The sequence below is a fragment of the Thermus thermophilus genome, assembly GCF_019974155.1.
GTDB classification, from domain to species: Bacteria; Deinococcota; Deinococci; order Deinococcales; family Thermaceae; genus Thermus; species Thermus thermophilus_C.
The window spans coordinates 104564-127431 of the sequence record NZ_AP025158.1 but is presented as its reverse complement, the minus strand read 5'-3'; the positions used below and the strand labels follow the sequence as shown (position 1 = coordinate 127431).

Sequence of the window (22868 nt, the reverse complement as noted above, 5' to 3'; positions counted from 1 at the left end):
TTCCAAAGCCAGGGTATACCCTGTCCGGGGCGAGGGGAAGCCCGTCACCCCGCAAGCCGCTTGCGGGTGAGGGCCTTGCCCAGCTCCACCCCGGGCTGGTCAAAGGCGTTGACCTCCCAGAGCTCCCCCAGGAGGGCGGTCTGCCACATGAGGTGCTGCATGAGCCAGCCCACGGCGTAGGGGGAGACCTCGGGGAGGAAGAGGGCGTAGACCCTCTGCCCCGCCTCGGCCAGGGCCTCGTAGGTGGCCTCGGCTTCCGCCTTCAGGAGCTGGAAGAGGGTCTTGCCGAAGAGGTAGGAGGCGGCCTCGAGGCCCTCCACCTCCGGGATCTCCAGGTCCTCCAGGGGGGCCTCGGGGATGACCAGGGCGAGGAGCTTGTCCAGAGGGCCTTCCCGGAAGAGCTGGACCTGGGCGTGCTGGTCCTGGGGCCCAAGGGCGGGGAGGGCGGTGGTGCCCACCCTTTGGCCTTGGCGGTCCACCTTGCCCAAGGACTCGTCGTGGAGCTGAACGAACCAGCTGGGGAGGTGGCGTAGCCTCTCCGAGTAGACCATGAAGACGTGGACCGGGAGGTGGCGGTGGAGGTGGAGGAGGAGGGCGGTCTTTAGGGGGAGGCTTGCTTCCAGGGGGGCGAGGGCGGTCTCGTTGGCCTTGCGGGCCCCCATGAGGAGGGCGTCCAGGTCGGCGCCGGCGAAGGCCAGGGGGAGAAGCCCCACGGGAGAGAAGACGGAAAAGCGCCCGCCCACCTCCTTGGGAATGGCGAAGGCCTTGAGGCCTTCCCGCTCGGCGAAGGCGCGCAAAGGGCCCTCCTTGGGGTCGGTGGTCACCACGAGGTGCCGCCGCCAGGCCTCCCCCAGGTGCGCCTTAAGCCACTTCAGGAAGACGGCGAGGCCCGCCAGGGTCTCCGCCGTGGACCCCGACTTGGAGACGGCGTTCACCAGGGTCTTCCTGGGGTCCAGGGTCTGGAGGAGCCTGAGGGTGGGCTCGGGCTCCACGTGGTCCAGGTAGTGGAAGCGCACCCCGCTCTCGTTGAAGGCGGCCTCGAGGGCCTTAGGCCCCAGGGCGCTTCCCCCGATGCCGATGAGGACGAAGTCCTCCACCCAGGGGTTCGCCTCCCGGTAGCGGCGGACCTCCCTTAAGGTCTCCGTGTCCTCGGGGAGGTCCATCCAGCCCAGCATATTCCCCGGGTCCCGGCGCTTTCTTAGGAGGCTTTCCCGGGCTTCCAGGAGGAGGGGGGCGTGCCGGCTTAGGGCCTCGGGGAAGCCCGGGAGGAAGCGGGTGTCCAGCCGGAGCATGGAGTGCAGTTTACACCCTTGCGGCGCTTCCTCTACCGGAGGAAACTGGGCCCTAGCCCACGCCCCTCCGGGCGCCCAGGCGGAAGGGGGGCCACCCCATCCCGGCCTGCGATGGGGGCCCTGGCAAGGGGTTGGTGGGCCGAAAGGGGTATGAGGCACCCTCTGGTCGGCTTTCTCTTGGCCTGGGCCCTTCTCCTCCTGGCCTTGGGCGTCCTCCCGCCCCCGGCCCCCTGGGGGAGCACCTACGTGCTCCTGACCCAGGCGGCGGAGGAGGCCTTCCTAGAGGCGGCGCTTAGGGGGGCGCGCCGCGCCCGGGAGGGGCTTTTGGTCCTCCTCCCCGAGGGCTACTTCCTCTTCCCCGGGGAGAGGGGAAGGTCCGTCCACGGCAAGCCCCCCGGCCTGGAAAGGGCCCTCCGCTACCGGGCCCTCCTTTTGGCCCACGGGGTCCGGCTCCTGGTGGTGCGGGGGCACGAGCCCTTTAGGGGAAAATAGGGGCATGGGCTACGTCCCGCCCCCCACCCCCCAGCACGGCCTCGAGGAGGGCCCCGTCCTCCTCAAGGACGGGCGCACCGCCCTCCTCCGCAGGGCCTCCAAAAAGGACCTTCCCCTTTTCGTGGAGTTCCTGAGGCGCCTTTCCCCCACCTCCTTGCGCCTGCGCTTCTTCTCCCCCATCTCCCCGGAGAAGGCGGCCGAGCTCCTCCTCTCGGCCAAGCCCGAGGAGGAGAAGGTGACCCTGGTGGTCCTCCTGGGGGAGCCCCCCAGGATCGTGGCCACCGGGGAGTACGTCCGGCTCAAGGGGGAGGACACTGCCGAGGTGGCCTTCCTGGTGGACGACGCCTTCCAGGGGAAGGGCCTCGGCACCCTCCTTCTGGAAAGGCTCGCCCTCATCGCCGCCAAGCGCGGGGTGCGCCGCTTCCAGGCCTTCGTCCTGGCGGAGAACAAGCAGATGCTCAGCGTCTTCCAGGAAAGCGGCTTCCGCGTCCGGGCCCACCGGGAGGGCGGGGAGGTGGAGGTGGAGTTTGAGATCCTCATGGAGGAGGAGACGGCCCGGCGCTTTGAGTGGCGGGAGAAGGTCTCCACCATCGCCAGCCTCCACCCCTTCTTCTTCCCCCGGGGGGTGGCGGTGGTGGGGGCGAGCCGCGACCCGGAGAGCATCGGCTACCGGGTCCTGGAAAACCTCATCTTCGGCCGCTTCCAGGGGCCGGTCTTCCCGGTGAACGAGGCCATCGGGAGGGAGGGGGGGACCGTGGGGCCCCTCCTCGCCTACCCCAGCCTGGAGAGCGTCCCCGGGCCCGTGGACCTCGTGGTGGTGGCCGTGCCCAAGGAGCGGGTCCCGGAGGCCCTCGAGGCCGCGGGGCGCCGGGGGGTGCGGGGGGCCATCGTCCTCACCACGGGCTTCACCCCCAGGGAGGCCCAGGCCCTGGCGGACAAGGCGAGGCGCCTGGGGATGCGCCTTTTGGGCCCGGGCTCCCTAGGCCTCGTTCACACCCACCCCGGGGCGCGCCTGGCGGCGGGCCTCGCCCCCCTGCCCAAAGAGGGGGTCCTGGCCATCTCCAGCCAGTCCGGCACCCTGGGCCGGGCGGTGTTGGCCTTCGCCGAGGAGATGGGGCTCGGCGTGGCGAGCTTCGTCTCCCTTGGGGCCAAGGCGGACATCTCCTCCAACGACCTCCTCCAGTTCTGGGAGGAGGACGAGCGGACCCGGGTCATCCTCCTTTACCTGGAGCACTTCGGCAACCCCCGGCGCTTCTCCCGCCTCGCCCGCAGGATCGGCAAGCGGAAGCCCATCCTGGCGGTCCACCCCTCCCGCGACCCCCTGGTGCGGGCCCTCTTCGCCCAGGCGGGGGTGGTGCGGGCGAACAGCCTGGAGGAGGCCTTTGACGTCGCCCTCCTCTTGGCCCAGGGCCCGTTGCCGGAGAACGGTCGGGTGCGCCTCATCTCCAACGCCTCCGGCCCCTCCAACCTGGCCCTCGAGGCCCTGAAGGAAGGGGGGATGGAGGTGGAATACGTGGACCTGGGCTCCACGGCCGACCTCGAGGCCTTCCGCCGGGCCCTCGCCGAGGCGGAGGCGAGCGACGCAGGGAGCGTCTTCCTCCTCTTCGTGCCCATGGGCTTCGCCCCGGAGGAGGAGGTGCTGGGGCTTTTGCGGGAGGTGCGGGGAGGGAAGACCTACCTGGCCTGCCTCATGGGGCTTTCCTCGGGGCGGGCCCGGGTCCTGGGCTCCGTCCCCGTCTACCGCTTCCCCGAGTCCGCGGCCATCGCCCTCGCCCGGGCCTGGGGCTACAGGCGGTGGCGGGAGGAGCCCCTCTTCTTCCCCGACTTCCAGGACCTCCGCCTGGAGGAGGCGAGAAAGCTCGTGGAGGGGAAGCGCGTCCTCTCCCGGGAGGAAGGGGAAGCCTTGCTGCGCGCTTTTGGCCTCTCCCTGGGCGAGGGGGAGGGGCTTCGGCTCCGCCTTTTGGCCGAGCCCCACCCCCTTTTCGGGCCCGTCCTGGCCCTGGTCCTGCCCACCCCCCTGGGGGACCAGGTGCTGGAACAGCGCCTCTCCCCCCTCACCGCCAAGGACGCGGAGGAGCTCCTCCGCCCCCTCGCGGGACGGGTGGAGGGGCTTCCGGCCTACAAGGAGCTCGTCCTCCGGGCCTCCCGGATGCTGGAGGAGCTTCCCCAGGTGGAAAGGCTCCTTCTGGAGCTTTCCGGCCCCCGGGTGGCGGCCTTTACAATAAGCCTCCGTGCGGATTGAAAGCCCGCAAAACCCCCGGGTAAAGGCCCTCGCCGCCCTCAAGGAGCGGAAGGAGCGGGAGCGGACCGGCCGCGTTCTCGTGGAGGGGCGGCGGGAGGTGGAAAGGGCCCTCGAGGCGGGCCTCTCCCTGGAGACCCTCCTCCTCGGGCCCAAGGCCCGCCCCGAGGACCGCGCCCTGGCCGGGGGCGCGGAGGTGTTGGAGCTTTCGGAAAGGGCCTTGGCCCGGGTCTCCACCCGGGAGAACCCCGCCCAGGTCCTCGGGGTCTTCCGCCTCCCCCGAAGAAGCCTCGCCGAGCTGACCCTTGGGCCCGCCCCCCTGGTCCTCGTCCTTTTGGGCCTGGAGAAGCCCGGCAACCTGGGGGCCATCCTCCGGGCGGCGGACGGGGCGGGGGCGGACCTCGTCCTGGTGGCCGAGGGGGTGGACCTCTATAGCCCCCAGGCCATCCGCAACTCCACGGGGGCGGTCTTCGCCCTCCCCGTCTACCCCGTCGCGGAGGAGGAGGCGGCCCGCTTCCTGGAGGAACAAAACCTCCCCCTGGTGGCGGCCACCCCCGAGGGGGAGAGGCTCTACTGGGAGGGGGACTACCGGGGAGGGGTGGCCTTCCTCCTCGGGGCGGAGGACAAGGGCCTCCCCGAGGCCTGGAAGAGGCGGGCCCAGGTGCGGGTGCGGATCCCCATGCGGGGGCGAGCGGACAGCCTCAACGTGGCGGTGAGCGCCGCCCTCCTCCTCTACGAGGCCCTGCGGCAGCGTTCGGGGGGCGCACCCTTATAACCCTCCCCTCAACCCCCTTGACAAAGGGGCGCCAGGCCGGGATAATGACCCTTGGTTTGACACTCTCACCCTTTGGGCGTCAAAGGAGGGAGTGGATATGGCCGCGGAGGTGAAGACGGTGATCAAGCCCCTAGGCGACCGGGTCGTGGTGAAGCGGATTGAGGAGGAGCCCAAGACCAAGGGCGGTATCGTGCTCCCCGACACCGCCAAGGAGAAGCCCCAGAAGGGCAAGGTGATCGCGGTGGGCACGGGCCGCGTCTTGGAGAACGGCCAGCGGGTGCCCCTCGAGGTGAAGGAGGGGGACATCGTGGTCTTCGCCAAGTACGGCGGCACCGAGATTGAGATTGACGGCGAGGAGTACGTGATCCTCTCCGAGCGCGACCTGCTTGCGGTCCTGCAGTAAAGGAGGTGGACTATGGCGAAGATCCTGGTGTTTGACGAGGCGGCTCGCCGGGCGCTGGAGCGTGGCGTGAACGCCGTAGCCGACGCGGTGAAGGTGACCCTTGGCCCCCGGGGCCGGAACGTGGTCCTGGAGAAGAAGTTCGGCTCCCCCACCATCACCAAGGACGGGGTGACGGTGGCCAAGGAGATTGAGCTGGAGAACCACCTGGAGAACATCGGGGCCCAGCTCCTCAAGGAGGTGGCCTCCAAGACCAACGACGTGGCCGGTGACGGGACCACCACCGCCACCGTGCTCGCCCAGGCCATCGTCCGGGAGGGCCTGAAGAACGTGGCCGCCGGGGCCAACCCCCTCGCCCTCAAGCGGGGCATTGAGAAGGCGGTGGAGGCCGCGGTGGAGAAGATCAAGGCCCTCGCCATCCCCGTGGAGGACCGGAAGGCCATTGAGGAGGTGGCCACCATCTCCGCCAACGACCCCGACGTCGGCAAGCTGATTGCCGACGCCATGGAGAAGGTGGGGAAGGAGGGCATCATCACGGTTGAGGAGTCCAAGAGCCTCGAGACCGAGCTCAAGTTCGTTGAGGGGTACCAGTTTGACAAGGGGTACATCTCCCCCTACTTCGTCACCAACCCCGAGACGATGGAGGCGGTCCTCGAGGACGCCTTCATCCTCATCGTGGAGAAGAAGGTCTCCAACGTCCGTGAGCTCCTCCCCATCCTGGAGCAGGTGGCCCAGACGGGCAAGCCCCTCCTCCTCATCGCCGAGGACGTGGAGGGCGAGGCTTTGGCTACCCTGGTGGTCAACAAGCTCCGGGGCACCCTGAGCGTGGCCGCGGTGAAGGCCCCCGGCTTCGGTGACCGCAGGAAGGAGATGCTCAAGGACATCGCCGCGGTCACCGGCGGCACCGTGATCTCCGAGGAGCTCGGCTTCAAGCTGGAGAACGCCACCCTCTCCATGCTGGGCCGGGCCGAGCGGGTGCGCATCACCAAGGACGAGACCACCATCGTCGGCGGCAAGGGCAAGAAGGAGGACATTGAGGCCCGGATCAACGGCATCAAGAAGGAGCTGGAGACCACCGACAGCGAGTACGCCCGGGAGAAGCTCCAGGAGCGCCTGGCGAAGCTCGCGGGTGGCGTGGCCGTGATCCGGGTGGGCGCCGCCACTGAGACCGAGCTCAAGGAGAAGAAGCACCGCTTTGAGGACGCCCTGAACGCCACCCGGGCCGCGGTGGAGGAGGGCATCGTGCCCGGCGGTGGCGTGACCCTCCTCCGGGCCATCAGCGCCGTGGAGGAGCTCATCAAGAAGCTGGAGGGCGACGAGGCCACGGGCGCCAAGATCGTGCGCCGGGCCCTGGAGGAGCCCGCCCGCCAGATCGCCGAGAACGCCGGGTACGAGGGCTCCGTCATCGTCCAGCAGATCCTGGCCGAGACCAAGAACCTCCGCTACGGCTTCAACGCCGCCACCGGGGAGTTCGTGGACATGGTGGAGGCGGGCATCGTGGACCCCGCCAAGGTGACCCGCTCCGCCCTGCAGAACGCCGCCTCCATCGGCGCCCTCATCCTCACCACCGAGGCCGTGGTGGCGGAGAAGCCCGAGAAGAAGGAGTCCACCCCCGCCTCCGCGGGCGCCGGGGACATGGACTTCTAAGCCCTAGCGGCTAGAGGGGCCGGGCCCCGAGGGCCCGGCCCCTTTCTAAGGGCCAGGGAGGGCGTCAGCCGTAGAGGGCGGCGTACTTTTTCTCCAGGTAGGCCAGGAAGGGCCCGGCGCTCGGGGCCTTCCCCGTGACCCGCTCCACCAGGACCCGGGGGCGGAAGCGGCTCCCCTCGGCGTGGATCCGCGCGCGTGTCCAGTCCAGGAAGGGCTGGAACTCCCCCCGGGCAAACCTAGGCTCCAGGGGGCCGAGCTCGGCCTCCGCCTTCTGGAAGAACTGGGCGGCGTAGAGGTTGCCCAAGGTGTAGGTGGGGAAGTAGCCGAAAAGCCCCCCCGCCCAGTGGACGTCCTGCATGACCCCGTCCTTGTAGTCCTTGGGGGCCACGCCCAGGTGGTCCCGGTACTTCTCCGCCCACGCCTCCGGCAGGTCCTCGGGAGAGAGCTCCCCGCGGAAGAGGGCGAGCTCCAGCTCCAGGCGCACCAGGATGTGGAGGTTGTAGGTGACCTCGTCCGCCTCCACCCGGATGAGGGAGGGCTCCACGGCGTTGATGGCGAAGTGGAAGTCCTGGAGCTTCACGTCCCCTAGGCTCGCGAAGACCTCCTGGGCCCGGGGGAAGAAGCGCTCCCAGAAGCCCAAGGAGCGGCCCACCAGGTTCTCCCAGGTGCGGCTTTGCGACTCGTGGACGCCTAAGGAGACCGCCTCCCCCCTCGGGGTGCCCCAGTGCTCTCTGGGCAGGCCCTGCTCGTAGAGGGCGTGGCCCATCTCGTGCAGGGTGCCGAAGATGCCCGCGTTGAAGAAGTCCTCATAGTAGCGGGTGGTGATGCGCACGTCCCCGGGGCCGATGGCGATCTCAAAGGGGTGGGCGGTGGGGTCCAGGCGGCCCGCCTCGAGGTCGTAACCGCAGGCGGAAAGGAGCTCCAGGGCGAAGCGCCTTTGGGCCTCCACGGGGAAGGGACGGTGGAGGATGGAGGTGTCGGGCCGCTTCCCGCTCCCCAGGATCCGGTCCAGAAGGCCCTTGAGCCCCTCCTTGAGCTCGGCGAAGAGGGGAAGAAGCTCCCGGGCCCGCATTCCCGGCTCGTACCCGTCCAGGAGGGCGTCGTAAAGCTCCCCGTAGGGGGGGTCCCCGGGGGCCGGGGGGAGGGCGAAGAGGACCTCCGCCTTCTCCTTGGTGAGGGCGTAAACCCGCTTCAGGTAGGGCAGGAAGCCCCGCCAGTCGTCCTTGGGCCTGGCCTCCTCCCAGAAGCTCTCCGCCTCGCTTTCCGCCTGGGCGAGCTCCACGGCGAGCCTTTCGGGGATGGCCCGGGCCCTTTCGTAGGCCTGGCGCCACTCCCGGACGTTGACCGCGGCGTCGGAGAAGGGGTCCTGCACCAGGGGGCTTCCCTCCACCTTCTCCAGCCACTCCCCGATCCTGGGGTCGGTCATGCGCTGGTGGAGAAGCCGGGCCAGGGCGGCCATCTGCCGGGCGCGGTGCTCGTGCCCCTTTTTGGGGATCATGGTGCGCTGGTCCCAGGCGGCGAGGGCCCCCAAAGAGGCCAGGTAGGCGGTTTCCCTCTGGAACTCCAAAAGGTTCTGGTAAGCGGTTTCCGGCGTCACGGGGCCATCCTACACCCAAACCCTTAAAAGCGCTGTGAAAGCCGGGCCACCCCGTAAAATGCCCTCATGTGGCCCCTTCTCGCCCTGGTCCTCGGCCTTGTGGTGGGCTCCTTTCTGAACGTGGTCCTCCACCGCCTGCCCCGGGGGGAGTCCATGGTCTACCCCCCTTCCCGCTGCCCCCACTGCGGCCACCGCCTGGGGCCTTCCGACCTGGTGCCCGTCCTCTCCTACCTCGCCTTAAAGGGGCGGTGCCGCTACTGCGCCCGTCCCATCTCCCCCCGCTACCCCCTGGTGGAGGCCCTCACGGGGGGGATCTTCCTCCTGGCAAGCCTCTTCTACCCCCCCGGGGTGGAGGCCCTCTTGGTCTTCCTCTTCCTCGCCCTCCTCGTGGCCCTCGCCTTCATTGACCTGGACACCTTTGAGCTTCCCGACCCCCTCACCTACGGCCTCCTCTTCCTGGGGCTTTTGGCCTCCTGGGCGCTGGCCTTCCCCCTCCCCTTTAGGGAGAGCCTGGACGGAAGCCTCATGGCCGCCGGGGGGCTTGGCCTGGTGGCGGGGTACGGGAACCTCTTCCTGAGGCGCTTTAGGGAGGGCAGGCCCGAGGTCCCCGTGGGCCCCCACCAGGTCCACATGGCGGCCCTCTTCGGGGCGCTTTTGGGTCCGGGGGTGGGCATGGCCCTGGCCTTCCTCGCCTGGGCCCTCTCCGCCCGCACGGGCCGCCCCGTGGTCCTCCCCGACCGGCTCACCCTGCCCCTTTTGCCCCTTGCCCTCCTCCTCGCCCCCGCCCTGGGCCTGGACCTCCTGGAAAGCCTAAAGGGAAGCCTCCTCGCCGCCGGGGGGCTCGCCCTCGCCGGGGGGCTTTACTGGGCCTTCCGGCCCCTTCCCGAGGAAGACGAGGAGCCCGTGGCCATGGGCTACGGGGACGTGAAGCTTTTAGGGGCCCTTGGCGCCTGGCTTGGCCCTTACGCCTTCCTCGCCCTCTTCCTCGGGGTCTTCGCCGGGGCCCTCCTCGGCCTTCTCCTCCGCCAAAGAAAGCTTCCCTTTGGGCCTTACCTGGCCCTCGGGGGGGTGGTGGCCTTCTTCTTCGGGGAGGCCATTTGGGGGGCGTACCTGCGCCTCCTCGGTCTCTAGAGGGGACCTGCTAGGATAAAGGGGATGCGCCTCGAGGCCGAGCGCCTTCTGCTCCAGGCCAGGGAAGACCTGATCACGGCCACCGTCCTCCTGGAGCGGGATCGGTACTATGCGGCGGCCTTTTTCGCGCATCAGGTTGCCGAAAAGGCGTTAAAGGCCCTCCATATCCAGCAGCTCCGTATCCTTCCCCGCTCCCACGACCTCCTTTCCTTAGCCGAACACCTTCAGGCTCCCGAGCATGTGCAGGAAGGGGCCAGGCTCCTTACCCCTGACTACACCTTGAGCCGGTATCCCGATGTGGCCGGAACGGTGCCCGCAAAGCTCTACGCGAAGCCTCAGGCGGCCGCACGCGTGGAGGCGGCAAAGGCCATCCTGGCATGGGTGGAAGAAGCGATCTCCAAGAGCTGAGGGCCCTCCTGGCGGAGGCTCCCCTTCCCCTCACCCGCGTCCTCCTCTTCGGGTCCCGGGCGAGGGGGGAGGCCTTGGAAGAAAGCGACTGGGACCTCCTCGTGGTTTCCCCCGCCTTCCGGGGCATGGACTACCTGAGCCGGGTCCAACTCTTACAGGGGTGCTTGCCTTTGAGAAACGTGGACTACGTGGCCCTCACCCCCGAGGAATGGGAGGCCCGTAAGGGAGAAATCGGCCTCGTGGGGGAGGCCGCCCGTGAAGGCCTTGTCCTCCTAGACGAGGGGATGCCCGCAGGTTGACCGGAGACCGATCCGAGGCTTTATCCTGCCCCCATGGACCTTTCACCCATCCTCGCCAAAAGGCGAAGCGTGCGGCGCTTCAAGCCCTCGCCCATCCCGGAGGAGGACCTGGAAAAGCTCCTCTTCGCCCTGCAACGGGCCCCCACGGACGCGAGCGCCCAGCTCTACTCGGCGGTCCGCATACGGGACCCAAGGCTTCGGGACGAGGTGGCCCGGCTCTCCGGGGACCAGGAGCACATCAGGCAGGCCGCGGAGTTCTTCGTCTTCCTGGCGGACGTCCACCGCCTGGAGCGCCTCCTCGCCCACCGGGGGCAGAGGATGGCCTTCTGGCCCAGGACCGCCCTCCACTTCGCCATCCTGGACGCGGGGATCGCCGCCTCGTACCTCGCCCTCACCGCCGAGGCCCTGGGGTATGGGGTCTGCTTCGTCGGCGGGGTGCTGAACGGGGTGGAGGCCCTGGTGGACCTCCTCGGGCTTCCCCCGGGGGTCCTCCCGGTGGTGGGGCTTGCCGTGGGGGTGCCGGACGAGGAGGGCCCCCCAAGGCCCAGGCTTCCCCGAAGGCTCGTGGTCCACGAGGACCGCTACCGCCCCTACACGGAGGAGGACCTCGAGGAGGCCTACCGGGCCATGGCCCCCTACAGCCGGGTGGGGGACTGGAACCGGGTCCTGAGGCGCTACTTCGCCGAGGGGGGCACCATGGAGGCCCGGGAGAAGCCTTACGGGAAGGTCCTTTCCCGGCAGGGGTTTGACCCGGACCTGCCCCAAGGGGCCCCCTTCTACTCCCTGGGGGCCCTCCTGGAGGAGGCCTTGGCCGAGGCCCGGGGGGTGCTCTTCCGCAAGGGGGAGGCCTGGCTGGAGGAGGAGGCCCGGGCCTTCCGGGGGGAGGGAAAGCCGGGGGAAGCCCTCCTCACCGCCCTGCGGAAGGCCCGGGGGGAGGTGCCGGACTGGCCATGACCTCCTGGAGAACGCGCCTCGCTCCCCGGTAGGCCTTTTGGTAGAAGGGGGCCTCGAGGCTCTCTATGACCACCCGGCTCCCGTAGCTAGAGGCGTGGGCGAAGACCCCCCGGCCCAGGTAGATCCCCACGTGGTCCACCTCCTTACCCCCGAAGCTGAAGAAGACCAGGTCGCCGGGCCGCAGGGCCTCCGCAGGGGGGAAGGCCTGGTACTGCTCCTTAGTGGTCCGGGGGAGGGCCACGCCCAGCTCGGCGTAGACCTGGGCCACGAAGGCCGAGCAGTCCAGGGCCAAGGGGGAGTTCGCCCCGTACTTGTAAGGCACCCCCAGGTAGCGGAGGACGGCCCGGAGGAGGGGGCTTTCCGGGTCCAGGGCCTCCGGCTCCGGAGGAGGGGGCGGAGGCGCCTCGCCCCCTTCGGGAAGCCTCAGGACCTGCCCCACCTTGATCTCCGGGGAGGAGAGGCCGTTTAAGCGCATGAGGGCTTCCACGGTGGTGCCGTAGCGGCGCGCCAGGGAAAAGAGGGTGTCCCCCGGGGCCACCACGTGGGTCCTTTCCCCGGAGGGGAGCTTGAGGACCTGCCCCGGCTGGAGGAGGAAGCTTTCCAGCCCGTTTAAGCGCATGAGGGCCTCCACCGTGGTCCCGTGCCTGCGGGCGATGGAATAGAGCGTGTCCCCAGGGGCCACGGTGTAGGTGGCCTGGGCCAGGGCGAGGCCTAGGAAGGCGAGGAGGAAGGCGCGGCGCATTCAGCCCTCCTTGAGCAGGCTCCGCACCCCTTCGGGCAGGGGCTCCTGGGGGAAGAGGCTGCGGTAGCGGCGGGCCAGGTGGGCGAGGAGGGGGCGGAACTCCTCGCTCCGCAGGGCCTCGGGGTAGAGGTCCCGCATCTGGGCGAGGAGGTTTTCCCGGGCCAGGTGGCGGGCGGCCCGGAGGGTGTCCCCCTCGAGGCCCGCCTCCTGGCCCCGCATGAGCCGCTCCGCCGCCCTTCGCACCCCGGGGTCTTCCAGGTGGCGGCGGCAGGTGGGGCAGGGATGGGTCTCGCTTGGGGTCTGGCAGACGGGGCAGGGGTCGCCCCGCTGCCTCTGGAAGAGGGCCAGGGCGGCCCGGGCCACCCGCTCCCGAAGCTCCGGAGGGGCCTTTTCCGCCAGGGCCAGGGCCTTGCGGCCCGCCTCCCGCAGGCGGCCGGGGTCCGAGGGCGGGGGGGGCTTCGCCCCTTCCGCCTCGAGGGGGCCCACCTGGAACCGGATCTCCCGCACCGCCCCGGGGAAGCGCTCCTCGTAGCGGCGGAGGAGGGCGAGGCGGGTGTAGGTGAGCTGGTGGGCCACCACGGGGTCGGGCACGTGGACCACGAGGACGCCCTCCTCCAGGGCCACCGCCTCGGTGAAGCGGGCGAGGTCCTTTCCCGCCACCTCCCGCCAGGCGGCGAGGACGAGGCCTCGCCTGAGCCGCTCCTTGCCCCCGGCCCGCTTCAGGGCCTCGGGGATCACCTCCTTCAGGCGCCAGGGCACAGGACCACCCCTCGTACCACCGAGCATACCGGCACCCCCGGGGGGGCTTCCAGCCCCGCCAGGATGGCCTGGGGCAGGGCCTCGGCGTAGGCGAGGACGGCCCGCCTGCGGGCCTCGTCCAGCTCCTCTCCCCACTCGTCCACGAGGAGGAGGGGGGGCTCGCCGTGGTGCTCGCCGAGGAGGCGGTGCTCGGCGAGGCGCAGGGCCAGGGCCAGGGTCTTGGCCTCCCCGCGGCTGGCGAACCGGTGGGCGGGCCGCCCCTCCAGGAGGAAGACCAGGTCGTCCCGGTGGGGCCCCACCAGAGTCTGGCCCCGCTCCCGCTCCTCGGCCCGGCTGGCCTCGAGGGCTCGGAGCACCCCTTCCCCCGCGGTCTCCTCCAAGCGAAGCCCCGCCTCCTTGGCGGCGAGGGCGGCGTGGACCTCCCGCAGGATGGGGGCGAAGCGCCGGAGGAAGCGGCGCCTTAGGGCCACGATCTCGTCCCCGTGGCGGGCGAGCTCCCGGTCCCAGGCGGAAAGGCCCTCCCCCCCGGCCTTGAGGAGGGCGTTCCGCTGGCGCAGCGCCCTCTCGTAGGCGGAAAGGAGGGCGGCATAGCGGCGGGAAAAGCGGGCGATGAGCCGGTCCAGGTAGGCCCGCCGCTCCTCCTTGGCCCCGAGGACCACCTCGAGGTCCAAAGGGGAGACGAGGACCGAGCCGGGAAGCTCCCAAAGGGTCCGAAGGCCCACCCGCTTCCCGTTCAGGAAGACCTCCCGCCCCCCGGGGCCCAGGCGGTGCTCCAAGCGGTAGGCCCCAAGCTCCGTCTCCACCTCGGCGAGGAGCCAAGCCTCCTCCTCCCCGAAGCGGACGAGGTCGGCAAGGCCCAGGGGGACCTCCCCCCCTAGGGCCAGGTGGATCCCCAGGAGGAGGCTCGTCTTCCCCTGGGCGTTGGCCCCCACCAGGGCGGAAAGGCCCGGCGGGGGGCGGTAGGCCTCCAGGGCCAGGTTGCGGAAGTTCCGCTGCCGGAAGAGGAGAAGCCGCATGCTAAAGCCTCGCCCGGCGGAAGAGGGCGGGGAGGAAGAGGAGGGTGAGGAGGAGGAGGGAGGCCCCAAGGACATAGGGTCCTTCGGGGGCCAGGCGGTAGAGCCCCGTGCCCACGAGGGGCCCGAGCATCCTCCCCAGGGCCTGGGCGGAGCTGTTGAGCCCCGCCACCAGGCCCTGCTCCCCCTCGCCCACGGCCAGGGAGAGGGCCGCCGTGACCCCGGGGAGGGCGAGCCCCTGCCCCGCCCCCTGGAGGGCGAGGCCCAGGGCGAGGGCCCAGAAGGTCTCGGCGTAGACCAGGAGGACGAAGCCCAGGATCCCCAAGGGTAGGCCCAGGGAGAGGAGGACCCTCGGGGGCCAGCCGGTCTTGCGCACCAGGACGCCCTGGACGAAGACGGCCACGACCCCGTAGAGGACCAGGGCCAGGCCCACCTTCTGGGCCGTCTCCACCCCGCCGAGGAGAAGCCGGTCCTGGAAGTAAAAGGCGATGGTCTGCTCCAGGGCCACGCTGGAAAGGTTGAGGGCGAGGCCGAGGAGGAGGAGGGGGAAGACCCTGGGGTCAAAGGGGGAAAGCCGCGCCCCGGCTTCGGTCCCCCGGGGTTTGGACTCGGGGAGGACCAGGTGGACGAAAAGGGCGTTCAGGAGGGCGATCCCCGCCGAGAAGAAGACGGGGGCGAGGAGGCCGAAGAGGGCGGCAAGCCCCGCCCCCAGGGCGGGCCCCAGGATCACCGCGAGGCCAAAGGCCGCCCCCAAGAGGGCCATCCCCGCGGTGCGGTTCTCCCGCCCCGTAACGTCGGCCACGTAGGCCTGGGCCGTGGGCAGGGTGGCGGAGCTGAAGGCCCCGCCGAGAAGCCGCGCGAGGAGGAGCAGGATAAAAAGGAGTCCCGGGGGCACGAGGCCCCGCTCCCCCAGGAGGGCGAAGACGCCGAAGAGGAGGAAGCTCGCCGCGAAGCCCAGGATGCCCACGAGGAGGACGGGCTTCCGGCCCCGTTCGCTCCGCCTGCCCCAGTAGGGGGAAAGGAGGAACTGCATGAGGGCGTAGCCCGTGGAGAAGAGGCCCACCTGGACCTCGGTGAGGCCCAGCGCCCTGCCCAAAGGCCCCAGGATGGGGAAGAGGATGGAGAGGCCCAGAACGCTGTTGAAGAGGGTGAGGAAGAGGAGGGCAAGGGGCGACATGGGCCGATTTTAGCCGAAGCGCCCGGTGATGTAGGCCTCGGTGTAAGGGTGCTTGGGCTTGGTGAAGATCACCTCGGTGGGGCCTTCCTCCACCAGGACCCCCAGGTGCATGAAAAGGGTGCGGTCGGAGACCCGGGCGGCTTGCTGCATGTTGTGGGTGACGATGACGACCGTGTAGCGCTCCTTCAGCTCCAGGATCAGGTCCTCAATGGCCTGGGTGGCGATGGGGTCCAAGGCGCTCGTGGGCTCGTCCATGAGGAGGAGGGGCGGCTCCACGGCGATGGCCCGGGCGATGCAAAGCCTCTGCTGCTGGCCGCCGGAAAGCCTCAGGCCGCTTTCCTTCTTGAAGCGGTCCTTGACCTCTTCCCATAGGGCGGCCCGCTTCAGGGCCTCCACCACCCGGTCTTCCAGCTCGCTTCCCTTAATCCCCATGAGCCGGAGGCCGAAGGCCACGTTCTCAAAGATGGTCTTGGGGAAGGGGTTGGGCTTCTGGAAGACCATGCCGATGTGGCGCCGCACCGCCACCGGGTCCACCCGGGGGTCGTAGATGTTCACCCCTTCGTAGAGGACCTCTCCCTTCACCCGCACCCCGGGCACCAGGTCGTTCATGCGGTTCAGGGAGCGGAGGAGGGTGCTCTTCCCGCACCCCGAGGGGCCGATGATGGCCGTGACCTGGTTTTTGGGAAAGCGCACGGAGATGTCGTAGAGGGCCTGCTTTGTGCCGTACCAAAGGCTTAGCCTTCGGACGTCCACCAAGGCCCGGCTTTCCGGCACCGGGTCGGTGCGCACGGTCTCGTGTTCCTTGAGCTGTTCCAGGCTCACCATTCCCTCCTAAAGCGGTTCCTGAGGTAAAGGGCCATGAGGTAGAGCACGGAAAGGAGAAGGAGCATCACCAGGATGCCCGCCGCCGCCACCCGGGCGAACTCGGGCTGGTTCTGGCTGATCCAGAGGTAGATCTGCACCGGGACCACGGTGTACTGGGAAAGGGGTCCCGAAGGGAAGAAGGGGACGTAGGCCGCCGCGCCCACCAGGAGGAGGGGCGCGGCCTCGCCGATGAGCCTGGCGGCGGAGAGGATCACCCCGGTGACCATACCGGGCAAGGCGGCGGGCACCACCACCCGGAAGACCACCTGCCTCCGGGTGGCCCCAAGGGCGAAGGCCGCCTGCCGCAGGGAATCGGGAACGGCCCTCAGGGCCTCCCGGGCGGTGACCACGATGACCGGGATGCCCAAAAGCCCCAGGGTGAGGGCGGCGGCCAGGACCGAGGGACCGAGCCCCATTCCCCGCACGAAGAGGGCCAGGCCCAGGAGCCCGTAGACGATGGAGGGCACCCCGGCGAGGTTGCGGAGGTTGACCTCGAGGATCCGGGAAAGCCGGCCCTCCCGCAGGTACTCCTCCAGGAGGATGGCGGTCCCGATCCCCACCGGGATGGCGAGGAGGAGGGCCAAGGAGAGGACCCAGACCGTGCCCCAGATGGCCACCCCGATGCCCGCCGTGAGGGGGGAGCGGGAGGGAGGGCGGGTGAGGAAGGTCTGGTCCAGCCAGGGGTTCAAGACCAGGCGCTCCCCTTCCTGAAGGTTGGCCTTGAGCTCGTTCCAGCGCCGAAGCCCTTCCGCCAGGGAGAAGTCCGCCACCCGCTCGTCGTAGACGTTGGTGACCACGTAACGGAAGGGGCCCTCGTGGGTGTTCCACATGAGCTCCACCCGGTTTTGCAGGAAGAGGGCGTCGCGCTCCTTGGGGTCTTGGAGCATGAAGGCCGCCTCCTCCTCGGTGTAGCCCTGGGCCAGGAGCTCCTTTTGGAGGATGGCCTCCGCCGAAAGGCCCAAGGGGTAGGTGTGCCCGGGCCCCATGTCGGCCCGCACCACCTGGACGGAAACGCTGCGGTAGAGGGTGTCCCCGAGGAGGAGGGCGAGAAGCCCTAGGGCCAGGAGGAGGGGGAGGACGAGGGCCCGGGCGAAGACCCGGTCAATGCGGGCCTTCCAGGGGTCTTGACCGAAGGCTTCTGGGGTAGGGGTCCTATTCATACCGCTCCCGGTAGCGTTCCACGATGTACTGGGCCAGGACGTTGAGGAGGAGGGTGAGGAAGAAGAGGGTGAAGCCCACGGCGAAGAGGGCGTAGTAGGCGGTGGAGCCCACGGGCTGGTCCCCGGTGGCCGCCTGGACGATGTAGCTCGTCATGGTGGCGATGGTCTCCCGGGGGTCCAGGGTGAGGGTGGGGCGTTGCCCGGCGGCGATGGCCACGATCATGGTCTCCCCGATGGCGCGGCTTGAGGCGAGGATGATGGCGGCGATCACGCCGGAAAGGGCCGCCGGGAGGACCACCCTGAGGGCCACCTCGTAGGGCCTCGCCCCCAGGGCGTAGGCCGCTTCCCGGATGCTCCGGGGCACGGACTGCATGGCGTCGGCGGCCACGTTGGAGACGTAGGGCAGGATGGCGAAGCCCATCACCAGACCCGCCGAAAGGGGGTTGAAAAGGCTTAGACCGGGGATGACCTTTTGCAAGAGGGGGGTGACGAAAAGAAGGGCGAAGTAGCCGAAGACCACCGTGGGGATGCCCTCAAAGAGCTCCAGCACCCCGAGCACCCGGGCCCGCTTGTCCGAAGGCAGGTACTCGGAAACGTAAACGGCGAGGGCGAGGCCCAACGGTACGGCCACGAAGAGGGCGATGGCCGTCACCAGAAAGGTGCCGGCGAGGAGGGGGGCGATGCCGTACCGGGGCTCGGCGAAAAGGGGGGTCCACTCGGGGGCGAAGAGGAACTCGGCGAGGGGCACCCGGCGGAAAAACTGGACCACGTCCCCAAGAAGGCTCAGGATCACCCCCAGGGTGGTGAGGAGGGTGACGGAGGAGAGGAGGAGGAGGACGAGGAAGGTGAGGCGTTCCGCAGGGTGCCGGGAGGGCCGCTGCTTCAGGATCTCCATGCCTACCCCATTCTAAAGGGGGTGGGGGGTACCCCCCACCCCCTGGAGCCCAGGGTTAGCGAAGCTCCTTCTCCAGCTCCTGGATGAACTTGGAGAGGGGCGTGCCCGCGGGGAGGTCCATGAAGAAGGTGCCTGTCTTCCTCCGCTTCACCAGCTCCTGGCCGATGCGGTAGGCCTCCTCGGGAAGCTCCACGTACCCGGTGGAGCGGATGGCCCTGCGGGCGGCGGGGGAGAGGTAGAAGTCCACGAAGGCCCGCACCTCGGGCCGGTCCAAGCTCTTTAGGTTCACGTAGATGAAGAGGGGCCGGGAGAGGGGCTGGTAGGTGCCGTTCAGAACCGTCTCCCGGGAGGGCAGGACGCACCCCTTGCCGTGGTCAATGGCCACGGCCTTCACCTTGCCCTTGTTCTCCTCGTAGTAGGCGTAGCCCAGGAAGCCCATGGCGTAGGTGTCCCCGGCGACCCCCTTGATGGTGACGTTGTCGTCTTCCGTGGGCTGGTAGTCGGTGCGGATGGCCTTGGCCTTGCCCACGATGGCCTCGGTGAAGTAGTCAAAGGTCCCGGAGTCCGCGCCCGCGCCGTAGAGCCTCAAGGGCTGGTTGGGCCAGCCTTGGCGGATCTGGTTCCAGCGCTGGATCTTGGAGCCCGGCTCCCAGATGGCCTTGAGCTCGCTCGTCTTCAGGCAGGTGGCCCAGGTGTTCTTGGGGTTGACGATGACGGTGAGGGCGTCGTAGGCCACGGGGAGCTCAAGGAACTGGATGCCGTTTTCCCGGCAGACCTCGAGCTCCTCCGGCCGGATGGGCCGGCTGGCGTTTTGGATGTCCGTTTCTCCCCGGCAGAACTTCTTGAAGCCGCCGCCCGTTCCGGAGAAGGCCACCACCACGCGGATGTTGGGGTTGCGGGCAGTGAACTCCTCCGCCACCGCCTGGGTGACGGGGTAGACGGTGGAGGACCCGTCCGCCCGGATCTGGGCCAGGGCGGGGCCCGCCAGCGCTAGAAGCACGAGACCAATGGCTTTACGCATAGCTTACCTCCCGTTCCTAGGAGGGTTTTTCCCTCCCGCCTTCAAGTCTTGGGGGGAATTGTCAGGGGACGGTCAGGGCCTCGAGGCCCACCCCATCCAGCCCCGCCAGGTTGTAAAGCCCCCTGCGGATCACCGCGCCCCCAAGAAGCCTCTCCCCCCGGTAGAAGACGGCGCTCTGCCCTGGGGTCACGGCGAAGACGGGGTGGGCAAAGCGGAGGCGCAAGGGGCTTAGGGACTCCACCTTGGCCCGCACGGGGGGCGTGCGGTAGCGCACTTGGACCTCCACCTCCTCGGGAAGCTCGGCGAGGAGGTTGAGGCCTTCCCCTTCCAGGCCCCCAAAGTAGCAGGCCTCCTTGGGGCCCACGTAGACCACGTTCCTCCCGGGGTCCACCCCCACCACGTACCGCTCCAGGTGGCTCTTGTAAAGCCCGAGGCCCTTCCGCTGGCCCAGGGTGTAGAGGCTCGCCCCTTCGTGCTCCCCCACCACCTCCCCCGTGAGGGCGTCCACCAGGGGGCCGGGCCTGGGCTTCAGGCGCTCCTTGAGGAAGCCCTTGAGGTCGCCGGCCACGAAGCAGAGGTTCTGGCTTTCGGGCCTCCTCGCCGTGGGGAGGCCCGCCTTCTCGGCCAGGGCCCGCACCTCGGGCTTGGTGAGCCCCCCCACGGGGAAGAGGAGGTGGGGAAGGGCCTCCTTGGGGGTGCCCCAGAGGAAGTAGGTCTGGTCCTTGTTGGGGTCACGGCCCCTCAGGAGGGCAAGGCCCTCCTTCCGCACGTAGTGGCCCGTGGCCACGTAGTCCAGGCCGAGCCTCCGGGCCTGCTTGAGGAGGGCCCCGAACTTGACGAAGGTGTTGCACCGGGCGCAGGGGTTTGGGGTGCGCCCCTGGGCGTAGTCCCGGAGAAAGGGGGAGACGATCTCCTCCTCAAAGACCTCCCGGTAGTCCAGGAGGTAGAAGGGGATGCCCAGAAGGTCCGCCACCCGCCTCGCCTCGTAGGCGGCGTCGGGGGTGCAGCAGCTCTCCCAGGCCCGGGGCTTTCCCGCCTCTAGGCTTGGGGGCGGGAGGTCGGGCCAGAAACGCATCATGGCCCCCACCACCTCGTAGCCCGCCTCCTTGAGGAGGAGGGCGGCCACGGAGGAGTCCACCCCCCCGGACATGGCCACCAAAACCCGCTTCATGCCACCACCCTCTCCCCTAGGGCCGCCTCGGTGCTCCGGATGGCCACCTCCACCATCTCCGGGGTGGGCTCGGCCACGGTGAGGGCCTGGAAGCGGAAGCCGAGCTCCCGGAAGAAGCGGGAGACGGGGTCTTGGTGCCGGGCGGAGAAGTAGAGGAGCTCATAGGCCAAGGCCGCCACCAGGGGCAGGAAGAGGACCCTCGCAAGAAGCCGCCACCAGAGGACCTCGGGGGCGGGGACGAGGCTGTAGACCAGGACCGAGACCACGACGACGAAGGCGAGGAAGGTGGTGCCGCACCGGGGGTGGAAGCGGGGCTGGGCCAGGACGTTCTCCACGGTGAGGGGAAGCCCCTTCTCGTAGGCGTGGATGGCCTTGTGCTCCGCCCCGTGGTACATGAAGAAGCGCCGGATCTCCGGCATGCGCCGGATGAAGAGGAGGTAGCCCACCAAAATCCCCACCTTGAGGAGGCCCGCGAGGAGGTTGTAGAGCACGGGGTGGCGGGCGGCGTCCACGAAAAGCCCGGCGAGGAAGCCCGGGAAGACGATGAAAAGGGCGATGCCCACGAGGAGGCTCACCGCCACCGTCCCCCAAAGCGCCCCCCGGGAAACCTCCTCGCCCCCGGCGAGCTCGGCGCTTCGCGCCAGGGCCCGGTAGCTCACGGAAAGGGCGTCAAAGAGGGCCACCACCCCCCGGAGGAGGGGAAGCCTCGCCCAGGGGTAGCGCTCGGTGAGGGCCCTCTCCTCGTGGCGTTCCACGTGGATCTTCCCGTCCGGCAGGCGCACCGCCAGGGCCCAGGCCCAAGGGGCCTTCATCATCACCCCCTCGAGGGCCGCCGCCCCCCCGAGGACGGCCTGCTTCGCCAGGAGAAGCCACCGCATCCCTCCCATTCTGCCACGCCCCCGTGGTAAAACGTAGCCCATGGTCACCCTCAAAAGCGCCAAGGCCGGCCTGGCCGAGGGCCAGGCCCCCCTCAAGGTGGTCTGGGCCAAGGAAGGCGCCCTCCTCCCCCAGGGGGAGGCCCTGGACGCCCGCCTTGGGGGGCGGCTACGGCAGGCCCTGAAGGAGGCGGGGCTTAAGGCGGGGGAGAGCCTTCTCCTCTACACGGAGGAAGGCCCCGTCCTCCTCTTCGGGCGGGGCGAGGACGACCGGGAAAGCGGGGGGAGGCTCGCCCAGGCCCTCCAGAGGCTCGCCTTCCTCGAGGCCCTGGTGGAGCCTCTGGAGGACGCCTACGCCCTGGCCGAGGGGCTTCTCCTCGGGGCCTACCGCTTTGACCGGCACAAGACCAAGAGGGAGGAAAAGGCCCTTACCCTCCACCTTTCCGGGGTCCCCGAGGCCCTTTTGGACCGGGCGAGGAAGGTGGCGGAAGGGGTCTACCTGGCCCGGGACCTGGTGAACGAGCCCCCCAACCTCCTCACCCCCGAGGCCCTGGCGGAGCGGGCCTTGGAGCTTAGGGCCCTGGGGGTGGAGGTGGAGGTCCTGGACGAGAAGGCCATCGCCGAGCTCGGCATGGGGGCCTTCCTCGCCGTGGCCCAGGGCTCAGAGAACCCGCCCCGGTTCATCCGCCTCCGCTACGCCCCGCCAAGCCCTAAGGCCCGGCTGGACCTGGTGGGGAAGGGCCTCACCTTTGACTCCGGCGGCTACTCCCTAAAGCCCACGGAGGGCATGGCCACCATGAAGGGGGACATGGCGGGGGCGGCGGCGGTGCTTGGGGCCTTCAAGGCCGCGGCCCTTTTGGGCCTTCCCGTGGAGCTAAGGGGCTACATCGCCGCCTGCGAGAACCTGGTCTCCGGGCGGGCCTACCGGGTGGGGGACGTGCTCAAGACCCTCTCCGGCAAGACCGTGGAGGTGATGAACACCGACGCCGAAGGGCGCCTCACCCTGGCCGACGCCCTGGCCTACGCCGAAAGGGAGGGGGCGGAGCGCATCCTGGAGCTTTCCACCCTCACGGGGGCGGCGGTGGTGGCCCTGGGGGAGGAGGTGGCGGCCCTCTTCGCCACCGAGCCCTCCTGGGGGGAGAAGGTGCGGGAGGCGGCGGAAGGGGCGGGGGAGAAGGTCTGGCCCATGCCCTTGGAGAAGGCCTACCGGGAGAAGCTGAAAAGCCCCGTGGCCGACCTTAAGAACGTGGGGGACCGCTACGGCGGGGCCATCACCGCCGCCCTCTTCCTGGCGGAGTTCGTGCGAGTGCCCCTCGTCCACCTGGACATCGCCGGGCCCGCCTTCGCCAGGAAGGCCCACGCCCTGGGCCCCGAGGGGGGAACGGGCTTCGGGGTGCGCACCCTCCTGAAGGTGGCGGAGGCCCTTTAGGGCCAGCTTGGGGGCAAAAGGCGAGGGCCCGGGGAACCCCCGGGCCCCAGGCCTAGGCGCCTACCCCTGGCAGTTCGGGCACTTCCCCCGGAACTCCAGGCGGAAGCCCTCCAGGGCCCAGCCCGTGCGCTCGGCGGCCGCCTGCATGGCGGGGTTCACGTCCAGCTCGGGGAGGTTCTTGAGGAGGAGGTCCTCCACCTTGCCACAGGAGGTGCACACCAGGTGCACGTGGGGCTCGGTGTAGCCGTCGTAGCGGGTGGCCCCCTTGGGGTCCTTGAACTCGTAGATCAGGCCGTGCTCCCTAAGGACGTGGAGGTTGAGGTAGACGGTGGAGAGGCCGATGTCGTAGCCCCGCTTCCTCAGGCCCTGGTAGAGCTCCTCCGGGGTGGGGTGCACGTTTTTGCGGTCCAGGAAGCTCAGGATCCTCTCCCGGGGAAGGGTGTGGCGCAGGCCCACCGCCTTTAGCCGTGCGCGGTAGCTTTCCTTTTCCTTGGTCCTCGGCATCCTTCCTCCTTTCCTACCAGTTTC

General features: G+C 69.6%; 23 protein-coding genes. 10 read left to right on the top strand and 13 right to left on the bottom strand.

From position 1 onward, the window contains the following. Nucleotides 1-44: 44 nt before the first annotated feature. On the bottom strand, nucleotides 45-1292 hold the full coding sequence (pgi, locus tag TthTMY_RS00770) for a glucose-6-phosphate isomerase (RefSeq protein WP_096411526.1): 1248 nt from the start codon (nucleotides 1290-1292) through the stop codon (nucleotides 45-47). Nucleotides 1293-1442: 150 nt separating this feature from the next. On the opposite strand from pgi, the gene TthTMY_RS00765 reads away from it, so the two are divergent. The 5 genes from TthTMY_RS00765 (at nucleotide 1443) to groL (ending at nucleotide 6845) form a co-directional block, all read left to right on the top strand. Further along, nucleotides 1443-1784 carry a hypothetical protein gene (locus tag TthTMY_RS00765; RefSeq protein ID WP_223903319.1) on the top strand — a complete coding sequence of 114 codons (342 nt, stop codon included), beginning with the start codon at nucleotides 1443-1445 and terminating at the stop codon, nucleotides 1782-1784. A 4-nt stretch (nucleotides 1785-1788) separates the two neighbouring features. Continuing rightward, a complete protein-coding gene (locus tag TthTMY_RS00760) occupies nucleotides 1789-4026 on the top strand; it encodes a GNAT family N-acetyltransferase (protein WP_096411524.1) in 2238 nt (745 codons plus the stop codon). Then, complete coding sequence (locus TthTMY_RS00755) at nucleotides 4016-4798, top strand: TrmH family RNA methyltransferase (RefSeq protein WP_096411522.1); 783 nt, start codon at nucleotides 4016-4018, stop codon at nucleotides 4796-4798. Before TthTMY_RS00760 ends, TthTMY_RS00755 begins: the two co-directional genes overlap by 11 nt. Before the next feature lie 97 nt (nucleotides 4799-4895). Beyond that, entirely contained in the window at nucleotides 4896-5201 is a 306-nt protein-coding gene (gene groES, locus TthTMY_RS00750; protein WP_011174076.1) for a co-chaperone GroES, read from the top strand. A 12-nt stretch (nucleotides 5202-5213) separates the two neighbouring features. Continuing rightward, a complete protein-coding gene (groL, locus tag TthTMY_RS00745) occupies nucleotides 5214-6845 on the top strand; it encodes a chaperonin GroEL (protein ID WP_096411521.1) in 1632 nt (543 codons plus the stop codon). A 64-nt stretch (nucleotides 6846-6909) separates the two neighbouring features. Here groL and TthTMY_RS00740 read toward each other — a convergent pair whose 3' ends face one another. Further along, entirely contained in the window at nucleotides 6910-8442 is a 1533-nt protein-coding gene (locus TthTMY_RS00740; protein WP_223903318.1) for a thermostable carboxypeptidase 1, read from the bottom strand. Nucleotides 8443-8508: 66 nt separating this feature from the next. On the opposite strand from TthTMY_RS00740, the gene TthTMY_RS00735 reads away from it, so the two are divergent. The 4 genes from TthTMY_RS00735 to TthTMY_RS00720 are packed head-to-tail and all read left to right on the top strand — an operon-like array spanning nucleotide 8509 to nucleotide 11234. Further along, nucleotides 8509-9573, top strand: a complete 1065-nt coding sequence (locus TthTMY_RS00735) for a prepilin peptidase (RefSeq protein ID WP_223903317.1) — start codon at nucleotides 8509-8511, stop codon at nucleotides 9571-9573. A gap of 24 nt (nucleotides 9574-9597) precedes the next feature. Further along, nucleotides 9598-9981 carry a HEPN domain-containing protein gene (locus TthTMY_RS00730; RefSeq protein ID WP_096411519.1) on the top strand — a complete coding sequence of 128 codons (384 nt, stop codon included), beginning with the start codon at nucleotides 9598-9600 and terminating at the stop codon, nucleotides 9979-9981. Beyond that, nucleotides 9951-10280, top strand: a complete 330-nt coding sequence (locus tag TthTMY_RS00725; RefSeq protein ID WP_096411517.1) for a nucleotidyltransferase domain-containing protein — start codon at nucleotides 9951-9953, stop codon at nucleotides 10278-10280. The genes TthTMY_RS00730 and TthTMY_RS00725 overlap by 31 nt, the downstream gene beginning before the upstream one ends. Before the next feature lie 33 nt (nucleotides 10281-10313). Continuing rightward, nucleotides 10314-11234: a nitroreductase family protein gene (locus TthTMY_RS00720; protein WP_096411515.1), complete on the top strand. Its 921-nt coding sequence runs from the start codon at nucleotides 10314-10316 to the stop codon at nucleotides 11232-11234. Here the strand turns inward: TthTMY_RS00720 and TthTMY_RS00715 are convergent. From TthTMY_RS00715 to TthTMY_RS00670, 10 genes are all read right to left on the bottom strand, one after another. After that, nucleotides 11188-11976 carry a C40 family peptidase gene (locus tag TthTMY_RS00715; RefSeq protein ID WP_223903316.1) on the bottom strand — a complete coding sequence of 263 codons (789 nt, stop codon included), beginning with the start codon at nucleotides 11974-11976 and terminating at the stop codon, nucleotides 11188-11190. The genes TthTMY_RS00720 and TthTMY_RS00715 overlap by 47 nt on opposite strands. Then, the gene (locus TthTMY_RS00710; RefSeq protein ID WP_223903315.1) at nucleotides 11977-12735 is read right to left on the bottom strand and encodes a DUF721 domain-containing protein; all 759 of its coding nucleotides are present in this window, start codon (nucleotides 12733-12735) and stop codon (nucleotides 11977-11979) included. It lies immediately after the preceding gene. Beyond that, on the bottom strand, nucleotides 12720-13751 hold the full coding sequence (gene recF / locus TthTMY_RS00705; RefSeq protein WP_096411511.1) for a DNA replication/repair protein RecF: 1032 nt from the start codon (nucleotides 13749-13751) through the stop codon (nucleotides 12720-12722). Before recF ends, TthTMY_RS00710 begins: the two co-directional genes overlap by 16 nt. Before the next feature lies 1 nt (nucleotide 13752). Continuing rightward, nucleotides 13753-14925 (bottom strand): MFS transporter, encoded by a 1173-nt coding sequence (locus TthTMY_RS00700; protein ID WP_096411509.1) that lies wholly within the window; start codon nucleotides 14923-14925, stop codon nucleotides 13753-13755. Between the two features lie 9 nt (nucleotides 14926-14934). After that, nucleotides 14935-15750 (bottom strand): phosphate ABC transporter ATP-binding protein PstB, encoded by an 816-nt coding sequence (gene pstB, locus TthTMY_RS00695; RefSeq protein ID WP_096411508.1) that lies wholly within the window; start codon nucleotides 15748-15750, stop codon nucleotides 14935-14937. Then, nucleotides 15744-16949, bottom strand: a complete 1206-nt coding sequence (gene pstA, locus TthTMY_RS00690) for a phosphate ABC transporter permease PstA (RefSeq protein WP_096411506.1) — start codon at nucleotides 16947-16949, stop codon at nucleotides 15744-15746. Before pstA ends, pstB begins: the two co-directional genes overlap by 7 nt. Beyond that, nucleotides 16942-17844 (bottom strand): phosphate ABC transporter permease subunit PstC, encoded by a 903-nt coding sequence (pstC, locus tag TthTMY_RS00685; RefSeq protein WP_096411505.1) that lies wholly within the window; start codon nucleotides 17842-17844, stop codon nucleotides 16942-16944. The genes pstA and pstC overlap by 8 nt, the downstream gene beginning before the upstream one ends. Nucleotides 17845-17899: 55 nt before the next feature. After that, complete coding sequence (locus TthTMY_RS00680) at nucleotides 17900-18865, bottom strand: PstS family phosphate ABC transporter substrate-binding protein (protein WP_096411503.1); 966 nt, start codon at nucleotides 18863-18865, stop codon at nucleotides 17900-17902. Between the two features lie 61 nt (nucleotides 18866-18926). Further along, nucleotides 18927-20036: a tRNA 2-thiouridine(34) synthase MnmA gene (gene mnmA, locus TthTMY_RS00675; RefSeq protein WP_223903314.1), complete on the bottom strand. Its 1110-nt coding sequence runs from the start codon at nucleotides 20034-20036 to the stop codon at nucleotides 18927-18929. Beyond that, on the bottom strand, nucleotides 20033-20914 hold the full coding sequence (locus TthTMY_RS00670) for a DUF1385 domain-containing protein (RefSeq protein WP_223903313.1): 882 nt from the start codon (nucleotides 20912-20914) through the stop codon (nucleotides 20033-20035). The genes mnmA and TthTMY_RS00670 overlap by 4 nt, the downstream gene beginning before the upstream one ends. A 40-nt stretch (nucleotides 20915-20954) precedes the next feature. Here TthTMY_RS00670 and TthTMY_RS00665 point away from each other — a divergent pair, with 40 nt between their 5' ends. Next, nucleotides 20955-22340, top strand: a complete 1386-nt coding sequence (locus TthTMY_RS00665) for a leucyl aminopeptidase (RefSeq protein ID WP_096411500.1) — start codon at nucleotides 20955-20957, stop codon at nucleotides 22338-22340. A gap of 60 nt (nucleotides 22341-22400) precedes the next feature. Here TthTMY_RS00665 and TthTMY_RS00660 read toward each other — a convergent pair whose 3' ends face one another. After that, nucleotides 22401-22844, bottom strand: a complete 444-nt coding sequence (locus tag TthTMY_RS00660) for a Fur family transcriptional regulator (RefSeq protein WP_096411498.1) — start codon at nucleotides 22842-22844, stop codon at nucleotides 22401-22403. Nucleotides 22845-22868 lie beyond the last annotated feature (24 nt).